12 protein-coding genes and 1 pseudogene are annotated in these 10,502 nt (G+C 34.9%); 12 read left to right on the forward strand and 1 reads right to left on the reverse strand.

What is annotated here, in order from left to right; translation table 11 throughout:
• The first annotated feature begins 46 nt into the window (after positions 1-46).
• Positions 47-586, forward strand: a complete 540-nt coding sequence (locus tag LCM00_RS21620) for an RNA polymerase sigma factor (RefSeq protein WP_224905929.1) — start codon at positions 47-49, stop codon at positions 584-586.
• Positions 576-1,499: a stage II sporulation protein P gene (gene spoIIP, locus LCM00_RS21625; RefSeq protein ID WP_224905931.1), complete on the forward strand. Its 924-nt coding sequence runs from the start codon at positions 576-578 to the stop codon at positions 1,497-1,499. Before LCM00_RS21620 ends, spoIIP begins: the two co-directional genes overlap by 11 nt.
• 145 nt (positions 1,500-1,644) lie before the next feature.
• Here the strand turns inward: spoIIP and LCM00_RS24955 are convergent.
• A pseudogene (locus tag LCM00_RS24955) lies at positions 1,645-1,824 on the reverse strand (DUF3888 domain-containing protein); the annotation flags it as partial.
• A 235-nt stretch (positions 1,825-2,059) separates the two neighbouring features.
• On the opposite strand from LCM00_RS24955, the gene LCM00_RS21635 reads away from it, so the two are divergent.
• From LCM00_RS21635 to LCM00_RS21680, 10 genes are all read left to right on the forward strand, one after another.
• Positions 2,060-2,767: a hypothetical protein gene (locus tag LCM00_RS21635; RefSeq protein WP_224905934.1), complete on the forward strand. Its 708-nt coding sequence runs from the start codon at positions 2,060-2,062 to the stop codon at positions 2,765-2,767.
• A gap of 55 nt (positions 2,768-2,822) precedes the next feature.
• Positions 2,823-2,933, forward strand: coding sequence for a DUF4367 domain-containing protein (locus LCM00_RS21640; protein WP_224905970.1), 111 nt, complete (start codon positions 2,823-2,825; stop codon positions 2,931-2,933).
• A gap of 235 nt (positions 2,934-3,168) precedes the next feature.
• Positions 3,169-3,711, forward strand: a complete 543-nt coding sequence (locus LCM00_RS21645) for a hypothetical protein (RefSeq protein ID WP_224905936.1) — start codon at positions 3,169-3,171, stop codon at positions 3,709-3,711.
• Between the two features lie 390 nt (positions 3,712-4,101).
• The gene (locus tag LCM00_RS21650; protein WP_224905938.1) at positions 4,102-4,866 is read left to right on the forward strand and encodes a hypothetical protein; all 765 of its coding nucleotides are present in this window, start codon (positions 4,102-4,104) and stop codon (positions 4,864-4,866) included.
• A gap of 286 nt (positions 4,867-5,152) precedes the next feature.
• A complete protein-coding gene (locus LCM00_RS21655; protein WP_224905940.1) occupies positions 5,153-5,740 on the forward strand; it encodes a hypothetical protein in 588 nt (195 codons plus the stop codon).
• 262 nt (positions 5,741-6,002) lie between these two features.
• Positions 6,003-6,215 carry a PF20097 family protein gene (locus LCM00_RS21660; protein ID WP_224905946.1) on the forward strand — a complete coding sequence of 71 codons (213 nt, stop codon included), beginning with the start codon at positions 6,003-6,005 and terminating at the stop codon, positions 6,213-6,215.
• A gap of 164 nt (positions 6,216-6,379) precedes the next feature.
• Complete coding sequence (locus tag LCM00_RS21665) at positions 6,380-6,592, forward strand: phosphatase (protein ID WP_224905948.1); 213 nt, start codon at positions 6,380-6,382, stop codon at positions 6,590-6,592.
• Positions 6,593-6,965: 373 nt separating this feature from the next.
• Positions 6,966-8,204 (forward strand): MFS transporter, encoded by a 1,239-nt coding sequence (locus LCM00_RS21670; protein ID WP_224905950.1) that lies wholly within the window; start codon positions 6,966-6,968, stop codon positions 8,202-8,204.
• 213 nt (positions 8,205-8,417) lie between these two features.
• The gene (locus tag LCM00_RS21675; protein WP_224905952.1) at positions 8,418-9,179 is read left to right on the forward strand and encodes a kanamycin nucleotidyltransferase C-terminal domain-containing protein; all 762 of its coding nucleotides are present in this window, start codon (positions 8,418-8,420) and stop codon (positions 9,177-9,179) included.
• A 142-nt stretch (positions 9,180-9,321) separates the two neighbouring features.
• Complete coding sequence (locus tag LCM00_RS21680) at positions 9,322-10,161, forward strand: tyrosine-type recombinase/integrase (protein WP_224905972.1); 840 nt, start codon at positions 9,322-9,324, stop codon at positions 10,159-10,161.
• Positions 10,162-10,502 lie beyond the last annotated feature (341 nt).

Genomic DNA, 10,502 nt, shown 5'->3' on the forward strand with positions numbered 1-10,502 from the left:
CAGCTCAAACGATTAATACATGAAGACTAAACAAGGGGGGAACAATTTGGCCGGCAATGAAAGGTTAGAGAAGAGAATCGATCAGATCTATAAGAGTCATTATTTGGATGTATATCGCTTCCTTATTTGCTTTACTGGGAACCAGAATGATGCCGAGGACTTAACTCAAGAAGTTTTTTTACGTATCCTGAATAACTTAACCAGCGGCAAAAATATTGACTATCAAAGAACTTGGATTTTCTCCATTGCAAAGCATGTTGCCATTGACAATTATAGAAAAAGAAGATTTTCTTCCCTTTTTACCGACGGCTTCTTTAAACATATTATCTCGGCTCAAAAAGAACCTGAAGAATTAATTGAGGAAAACGAAATGAAAAGGATTGTTCATGGTGCTATATCTGAGCTGAAACCAAAGTATAGGACGGTAGTGATCCTAAGAGGCATAAATGAGTTTTCAATCCGGGAAACATCCGAAATCCTTCAATGCAGCGAGTCAAAGGTCAAAGTAGATTATCACAGGGCTTTAAAAATACTTAGAATGAAGCTTGAGTGGAATATAGAGGAGGTCATCGGGAATGCAAACTGATAAAGACTTGTTCGACTTAATAAAGGAAACTTACCCAATCAACCCAAGAGAGAAGTTTGTCTTGGACACAGCCGATAAACTCAAAAAATCGGCCAGGCAGCTAAATAGAAGGAGCAGGCTCAAACAATTTACGATTGCTTCAGCCAGTTTTGCCATGTGTACATTGGCTCTTTCATGGTTCTTCTTTTATGGCGGAAAAGATACCTTTTATCACAACTTTTCCACTCCTCAAAATGAAAATTCAGCTTCTACAGCAGCTATAGAAAACCACGATCCTTTAGTATATATCTACCATTCACATAGTCAGGAATCTTTCGTGTCAGAGACTTCAACGAATAATTCAGATGATTTGTTTCACGAAGAAAGAAATATTTCATTAGTTGGTGAGCGACTTAGCCAAGAACTTAATAATTATGGCATTCATTCTATTCATGATAGCACGGATATTAAGGAGGAATTAGAAGAAAAAAAACTCTCGTATAGCGAGGCACATAAAGTTTCCAGAGTACCACTTGAAAATGCCTTATCACATAATAAAAAGCTGAAAATGGTTCTTGATATACACAGGGATTCATTAAAGAGAAACCAATCAACGATTAGCATAGATGGAAAAGACTATCCTAGAATTTCATTTATTGTATCGAAATCCAGTGATAAATACGAAGTTAATTTTAAATTTGCTCAACTGCTGCATGAATATACTGAGGCGAGATACCCCAACTTATCTAGGGGAGTCTTTACTAAAGAAACCCCAGCTGGAAGTACTTATAATCAAGATTTGTTTGGTAATTCTGTGTTGTTAAAAGTTGGAGGGAAGGAGAATACTTTGGAAGAGGAGTATAGAACTGTTGATGTTCTTTCAGAAGTTATTAGTGAGATCCTTGCCGACTGGACCGAACAAGAAAAGGAGTAGAAGAACAGTTATTTTATTAGTTAATCAGAGTGAGTTGCCGAAACTCTGGAAGCTTTTCTTATTTTATAAAAGGGGCAGTAAAGTTTGAAGAATATTCTTTCGGGATAAGCCCCTTTCTTACTAAGGGTTTTTGCAATCAGTTATTTCATTCGGCTTTGATATCGACCGCCTGCCACTCCATACTGTATTTATTACTAAAGGTGATAGTCACTAAATCAAAGGGGAAATCGTGAGCACCTTCAAATGTTGTTAACTGCACGGTAACATTAAAGTAGCAGTAGGTATTGTGTTCTAGCTTCTCACTGGTTTGAAGAATTTGCTCACAATAAAACTGTTTCGGTTTACCGAAATTTTTTTAATTGCTTTGTTGATGGGTTGAAAAAGTAAATCGAGGATTATATCATCACGCAAGTGTATATCCTTTTTAGTTACGGTTTCAGCTTGAACGGATGAACAAGAAAAAAGCGTGAAGCAGGAAATCAATATTAAAATGCTTTTATTCATAAGAATCCCCCAAATTGATTTGCTCTTATTATGAACAATTAAAGAATCAATTACTATTGGCTACTTATATTCCAGATCTGCTTTTAGGCAGCACTCATTGTTTCATAAAAGGGGAAGGTGTGTTCAAATTCCTTTATGAAAATGAAAGTGAGGAAAATATTATGGATAAGGCACAAATGAAAGTGGAAGTAGGAGGGAAGAAATTGAAAAAAGAATATTTCGTTCAATACTCACACAATAGCATAATAAATGGTTTTGCCCTTCCGAAAGATATGTTCAAATCAATTGAAGTTGGAATTAGAGACATAGAAACTGACTTTCTTTTTACTACGATTCAAAATATGTTTAGCTTTCCTGTTTTCTTTGTGCTGGAGTCTGTGATTTTTGAACACGTTGAAAGGATTATCTTGGAAAAGAACATCCCTTCTTACAAATTCTCCTCTGAGGGCTTTATTATCAAAATTGAATCGGTTGACACACTAAAAGTAATTTGTGATTGTACAGTTGATTTGGTTTTAAGTGGATTGACCGTGTTTATATTCTTTGGACAGGGACTTTCTGAAGTTAATTTAGTTCCAACAAGAACCTGGGATAAACCTATTGAATTTAATAACCTTGATTTTGAAAAGGTCGATACATTTATTGATGTACACGAAGTTGGATTGACTATATTTAGCAAGAATGACAAATACAACTCCCCTAGAAAAGTTACACACTATATGTCGAAAGCCTACTCGATTGACTTAGAGAACAGTGACATTTGATGGACGGATTAGCTTAAATAGGACCTCATACAAGGATCTTGTATGAGGTCTAGAAATTGTCACTGGAGGATCACTTCAATGGTCGCAAAAAGGAACTGATATTGAAATACATAGTTCAAAGATACCAATGGAGAAGATGGTGGAGATTGCACGTTCAATGAAATAATCGTTAAAAGCAAAATAAGCAAGAGCGTTAGTCTAAGCAGGACTGACGCTTTTTTGTGGGTTTCCATATTAATCCAAAGGGGCAAATATTTTTTAGTGAATTTTCATGTAAATAAATCTAATCTTTTTTGCAGCTCAAACGGTAAAAAATGAAGACTTTCAATTATTTTATGTTGAAAAGGATGTAATCAGCAATCCTGGACATGATATCCCTAAATTGATTAAGGGGGATGCAAATGAGATCTCATTTACTTTGTATTATAAGTGCCTTAACCCTTGGATTGAGCACCGCTCCTGCATATGCTGCCCAGGAAGACAAACCTCAACCTTTAGAAGAAATATACCCTCAGCTCGGGTATAAACCGGTTGAGGAGGCAGTAAGGGAGTTTGAAGAGCACTTCAAGGAAGATTTAAAGTTGCCAACAAGATTGCCGCCTGTACCTTTCACCCACATTTTCGGAAGGTTTTATGAGGACAAACAATACGGCATTAATGATGGCTTAGAAATAGAGTTTATAAATGAAGACCAGGGTCAAAATCATTTTAATATTGATATAAGACCTTTAAAGAATAAGATTGACTTCAGGAATAAAGGTGATCAAAAAATATACAGACTTCAAAATGGAGAAGAAGCTATTTACATTGTTGACAGGAACCATACATTGCTTGTCTTTGAAAAGGACCATTGGCAATACATGCTCGGTGTTTCAAAGAGGATTGCCAATAGAGTGCCACCAGAAATGTTGGTTTCAATTGCTAACTCAACTTTTCTAGACTAATAAGATCTCTTTGTTATAAATAGCAATCACCGAATAGGACCCCTTCTTTTCTTGGAAATCTGCCATGTCAAAGTGATATTTATTTTTTGTAACTAACGAGTACCTGTGTCTAATAGAAGCTGCCATTAACATTAGGCGGCTTTTTGTTATTCTATAAAAGGAGCAGGATTGTTAAAGATTGCTGTACTTCCTTGAACAACTGGTTCAAAATATTGAGGAGTTATAAACAGTAGGCATACTAATCTAAGATCATTTTTAAGTGTCTGGAGACTCATTCTTTATATCTAACGTGTTAAATATTGTAATATCCGCTAATATATAATGTATACCATCTGGAGAAAACATTTAGGGGGATTTACGATTTTAGGAATAAAGTTTAATAAAAATCTAATGGATTACATACTGAATAAACTAGCAGCCCTTGGTTTATTAGTATTTGTAATGTGTTTGTATATCATTTTGGCAACTGGATTTGATTTGTATGAGTTTAGCGAAAATTTATTGAATATTAAGATCTGGGCTTTGATATGCGGATATGCACTAATGACGACATTGCTAATTGATTTAGTAACATTTAAATGGATAGAGATCAAATACCATACGAGAGTCCTATTGCACTGTTTAGCAGGATTTCTTGTGTTTTTTCTAATTACGGGTGTTAATTTGTTTTCAGTGATTGCTGGAAGTGTTGGTGCATTATGTGCATTTATCTATATCTTTGGCTCCTCCCTATTAAAGAAAAGAAAACAATTAGTATGGATTTTTCTTTTAGTTTTCCCTCTAATGCTCTGTATAAGATTGTTTGATTTTACTATTAAAGAAGGTTGGACTGAAGAGAAAACAAATTCAAATTTTTCCGCAGAGTTTGAGCGTTTTAATGGGAAAAATGAGATTCCAATATTTTTAAATAAGGGAGAGGTAGTAACGTTTTATATATCATTTGAGCAACTAAATGGAGGTGGATATGGATATCATATTTTAGATGAGAATGGTGAGTATGTGGGGGTGACAGAACTAAAAGATACGTCTGAGGAATATAGAGGCATTGATACGAATACAATCCAGTTTAATGCAGAAAAAGCAGGTGTATATATGTTAATTGTCACAGGTGATAACTTGAAAGGGAAAATCGACATAAAGTGGGAAATAAAATAATGTTACATTTGTTAATCCACAAACGGGGCAGGTTAGTTGAAGAGAGGACACCAGGCCAGTTGCAAATATATGGAGAAGCTGTGGTGCTATGGAGGAAATTCCTATGAAGCGACGCCTTTTGAACAACCAACCGGTTCTCACGATAAACGGACCAGTTCATATGTGAACATAGCCCTTGGCAGTCCATATTTAACGAAGTAAAGAAGAAAGAAACTTCTTTTGAAAAGAAACTTATTTTATCTACTTTCGTAATATGGATTAACGGATATATGGGAGGGGGATTAATGTGAAAAAGAAATTGATATTATATTCTTATTTGGTTCTGCTACTGATTGCTGTACTTGCTATCTTTGACAGCATAAACGGTTCAAATCTCGCGGCGGATTATCAAAAGGAAAAAGATGAGCTTGCTGAGAAACTTGCACATGCAGAGAAAGAGCTGGAAGTGAAAAGACAGAGTAATCTGGAACTTGAAGAAGCCTTATTGCCTCTCAAAGAAGAATTGAAAATCCTCAATTCCCCTATCAACTATCGTGAATTCGAAACAGCACTTCAGGTTGTGGAAAACTACAAAAAGAGCACCTCATTCGATGAGGCGAGCCAATACATTGTGTTACAAGGAGGAATCGGCTCTTACACAACGGGTAAGGACGGGAGCTGCCCTTGTGGATTTTCGTTTCAAGGGAAAGAAGTGGAGTGGATGGAGAATGCCTTTCTCGACCTCCAGGCATTCCGCTATGATCAAGAAAGAATATACTTCACCTACAAAGCTGTTGACCCCGCGGTTCAATACACAGTTGTCATGACAAAAGGTCCTGGGAAAATGGAAGCCCAAAAAGACTGGAGGATTGAGGAAATCAAAGTGGAAGATTAAGTGGCTTAATAGGAATAATTAAGATTAATTTGTCCAAGGATCTTAGATGAATATAAGCTTAATTACAATCTTTTATTTTTCATAAAAGGGGCAGTTTAGAACAAGAAGGAATTTGTAAAACCTCTATTATACAATGGAGTAACTACTTACTTAGGTGGCAGCTTTTAGATAGATTTGATGAATTTAATTAACAATGTTGTTTAACAAAAAGGGATGATAATTCTTTATAAAAAAGATAGATGAGAGAGGTGGCTGTACTAATATGGGGTTTTCTGTAAAATGCCCTAAATGTAGTAAAGATTTAATGGAAGGATATATTTATTCTGCTCGCCGAATATGCTGGTCGGAATCTAGTGATTCAGTTTTCTTTGATTTTGGAAATGAAGTATTAGTTAATAAAGCAGAAGTTAAAATCGGCAAAATCCCAGCATATAGGTGTGAAACGTGTAAGTTGGTTACTTTTTCATACGAATAATTCTATTATAAAAAGTAGTTTTTAAAGTTTATCTTATTAGACTTACGATGCTTACGTTCCAGATAAGCTGCCAAACCAGGCAGCTCTGCTTATGTTATAATCGTGGCAGTTTAATTCAAGAAGAGGTGATTAAAATTAGAAGCGTAGGATTAACACTCTTACTATTGGCTTCAATTATCTATGGTTCTCTGTTGATTTCAGCATCAGTCTATTCTCAAGTGTTAGTAGGGTCTGATGGACAAGGTTGGGACTCAAGGTATGGAGTTTACGGAACTGCACTAAGAGAGGTAGGAACACTTCCAATAACACTATCTATTATATTGGGCATAGCGGGTGTAATCTTTGTATTTATATCCTTTAGAAAAGGAGAAAAATGATAAGACATTTCTTATTCAACAAACAGGTGCTTATGTTATAGATCAGCTGCCAAACCAGGCAGCTTTTCTTATATAACAAACGGGGCAGGTTTGTTCAATAAGCATTATTCTATAAAGATATAAAAAGTACTTTTATTCAAGCAGTTAGCTCAAAAACAAAATCAATTCCACATTTTATACAAAACGATTAATTTCTGTGTTATTATTTATAGAAAATATTACCAAAATGTGGATTGCAACATCCCCCTCTTATATTTTTATTAATTGATATCAATCAACACTTGAAATGAATCACCAAAAAGACAAAAGGAGTGAAACCAATGTAAACAGTATCTTCTCTTAGCAAAAAATAAATAAGAGGGGATTGTTTGCGTTGAATAATAAATCATTTAATGTCTTAGTGGCAGGACAGTCATTTTCAAATGCAGGAGATGTTTTTTATATTGTTGCGATTATAACAAGTGTTTATAGTGTAACAAATTCTTTATTCCATGTTTCGTTGGTTCCCGTAATAAATATGCTTGGAGGATTTTTAGGAGGAATATTAGCACCATTACTTATAGATCGATACAAGTTAAAATGGATTTTATTTAATTCTCAATTTATTAAAACTTGTATCTTACTTGTGCTAATTCTATATGTATCATTACTAATGTCAAAAGGTTCAATTGAAGCGGTTTATATAATTATTTTCTTAATTACTCTTTTAGACAGTTTTGCTAATCCAGCAAGTAGTGCTTTGATACCTCAACTCGTTTCCGGAGAATACGTATTAAAAGCAAATAGCCTTATGTCTTCGATACATCAATTCATTCAAATGGGTGGATGGGCTGCTGGAGGTATTTTAGCAGCAGTTTTGCACTCTAATGGATTATTAATTTTGACGTTCAGTTTTTATGTCATATCGACATTCTTGTTGGCATTCGTAATAGTCAAAGAAAACAAACAATCGGAAAAACTTATAGATCTATCTGTTAACGAAAGTAAAAAAACCTCTATATTTGAGGGGTGGAAATTAATTATTGAAAACAGAAGGCTTAGAGTTCTTCATTTAACCATATTTTTTGGTTCCATTGCCAGTCCTGTTTGGATATCATCCACTCTATACCCTTTTATAGATAAAAGGCTAAGTGTAGGTACTGAATGGTGGGGCTATATAAACACATCTTTATTATTAGGCCTATTTTTAGGAGGAGTATTTGCATATAGACAATCTGAATTTATTAACAAAAAAATTCAGGGAGTACTATTGCTTGGTGGTTTTATGGTCTTTTTAATGACTTTTTTATTTGGGGTTAATCTAAATCCCATCCTGTCTCTTGTGTTTATTGGCTTATACGGTTTATTTGAAGAACTGCAGATGATTTCTGTTCATACAATCATTCAACAGTTGGTTAGGGAAAAGCTATTGGCTAAGGTATATGCGGCTCAGAGCTCTTTGATAATGGCGACATTTGGAATATCAACTCTTGCAATGGGGATGCTGGGCCAGCGATACAGTATTGTTGTTGTATTTCTTGTTGCATCTACTTCATTATGTTTGTCATTTATTAATCTTATTACATCTAGAAAGTATTTAACGCTGCCTATTATTGATAGTAGCAAACCTTAAGAAAGAGGTGGCGGACTCCCATTCCTCAAGCTTTAATGTACTTGGAGCAGTCATCCTTAAGAGAGCCGTTATAAAGGTAAACAGCAGCTCTCTAATATGCGTTAACCATTTAAAGGGCAATGGCTATATTTCTCTAGCCCTGCCCTGTTTTTACGATATCAAGGTGAACATTGTCTTAGTAATAAGTTTGAGTTATTTAGAAAGGAGAACTAGATGCAACCTTATCCATTTCCGACTAGTAGAGGAGAAAAGCTGGAGATTATTAAAGAGATTAAGGCTAGATTACTAAAAGCTAACGGAGATAATGTGTTAGCAATTGGAGCATATGGATCAATTGCTTTATGCACCGATGGTCCATATTCTGATATTGAACTGCATGTAGTAACAAAGGATGGAATAAACTTAAAAAGCTATGAGTTTATCTATGACAAATTCAAAATAGAAATTAGTATGAAACAAAAAAGTGAAATATATATACAAGCAAGAGAAGTAGATGATTCATGGTCAATAAAGTCAGGAGTATTTATTAATACTCTACCCATATATGACCCGGAAGGTATTTTTGAAGAAATAAAAGGTTTACCGTTTCTGATTTCTGATATAGCTATCAAGGATGTAATGAGAGAATTTATGGTTTGGGAACCTTATGAGACAATAGCTAAAATACGGAATAACTATAGAATAAATAACCTGAATTACATCCCAATGGGAGCAAAAGACTTAGTTTGGCAAACAGCAAAACTAATTGGTTTGGCAAATAAACAAATTTATAGTACGAGAGCAAGGACTTATGAGGAATCTTTAAAACTACAGTTGAAACCTCTTGGTTATGATAACTTAGTTGCAATGATTCTGGATGGGAATTTGAATGATAAAGAACATATATATATTCTCTGCGAAAATTTGTGGATTGGTCTAAATGATTGGTATGAGGAACTAGGTATTGATTATAAAACAAAACATTTACCTTTATAGTTTCAAATGAAATACTTAATATATTGTGAATCTTTTTACTTAAACTAACGGGTGCAATAACCGAATAAAAAACTATTAACTTAGTATAATTTCCGGTTTTTAGGTGAACACTAGATGTAAAAGTGCCAGGGGGTTGTTCATGATGCTTGTTTCTGAAGCCTGGAAATTATATAAAGCAGATAAACAAATTCAAGGATATTCCTCTCAGACATTAAAGGTGTATAATGTACAGCTGCTCTTGTTAATTAAATACTTTGGGGACATCCAAATCTCTGATATTACGACAGAATCTGTAAAACTTTATCTTGGGGAAGCTGCAGCTGAGTTAAAGGCATCTAGTCTCTGTCATAGAATTCGTTTTATTAAATCTTTGTTCAAATGGGCCCAGGAAGAGAATTATATCCCGGTTAACCCTGTATCAAACATAAAAGAACCGAAGCCAGAAAGCAGGATTCCTAAGTTTTTAACCGAGGAAGAAATTGAATTACTTCGTGAAGCCTGTAGCTCTACTTTTGAAAAAGCCCTATTTGAATTTATGTATTCAACCGGATGCAGAATCGGAGAGGTTGTAAGCTTGGACAAGCAAGCAATCAACTTTGCAGAACAGTCGGTTATCGTATTTGGGAAAGGGAAAAAAGAAAGGGAAGTGTACTTTAATACTCGATGCAGTATTTGGTTAAAAAGATATATGGAAGAAAGAACGGATGATCAACAAGCCCTGTTTGTTACAACCCGGGCGCCACATCGCATGAGCATTGCACAGATGAGATATGTCATTAAACAGATCTCCAAAAGAGCAGGGATCAATAAGTGTATTCATCCACATCAGCTAAGACATAGTTACGCAACGACTCTTATTAATAATGGAGCACCCTTAGAGGTCATACAAAATTTAATGGGACACGAAAAAAGCGAAACAACCAGAGTATACGCTTATCTAAGCGGACATTTAAGACGCGAGTTATACAAGAAATTCTTTTGAAGCTGCAGAAGCAGCTTTTTTATTTGCAAACAGGGGAGTAGAAGAAGGGTGTGGATTTTTATGGTAATATTGGTTGGAAAGGATGAACTATATGAAAAGAAGCAGTCTACTAATTTCCAACACAATGGTTTTAATCATTGCCTGTATTTTAATAATAAGAAATATTTATTTTGATATTAGTTTTTATACTACTAGTTATTCGCTAGCTGTATGTGCTCTTATTGTAATCGTCAACCCAAAAGTTGACCATGTCGCTCATATAAAAGTTGACCACCCTCTTGTTATTTCGAGTACGTCTCTTTGAGACGATAGCTTTCTCCATTCATAGGGATGATATGGGC

The sequence above is a fragment of the Bacillus infantis genome, from assembly GCF_020171945.1.
Lineage (GTDB): Bacteria > Bacillota > Bacilli > Bacillales > Cytobacillaceae > Bacillus_AB > Bacillus_AB infantis_A.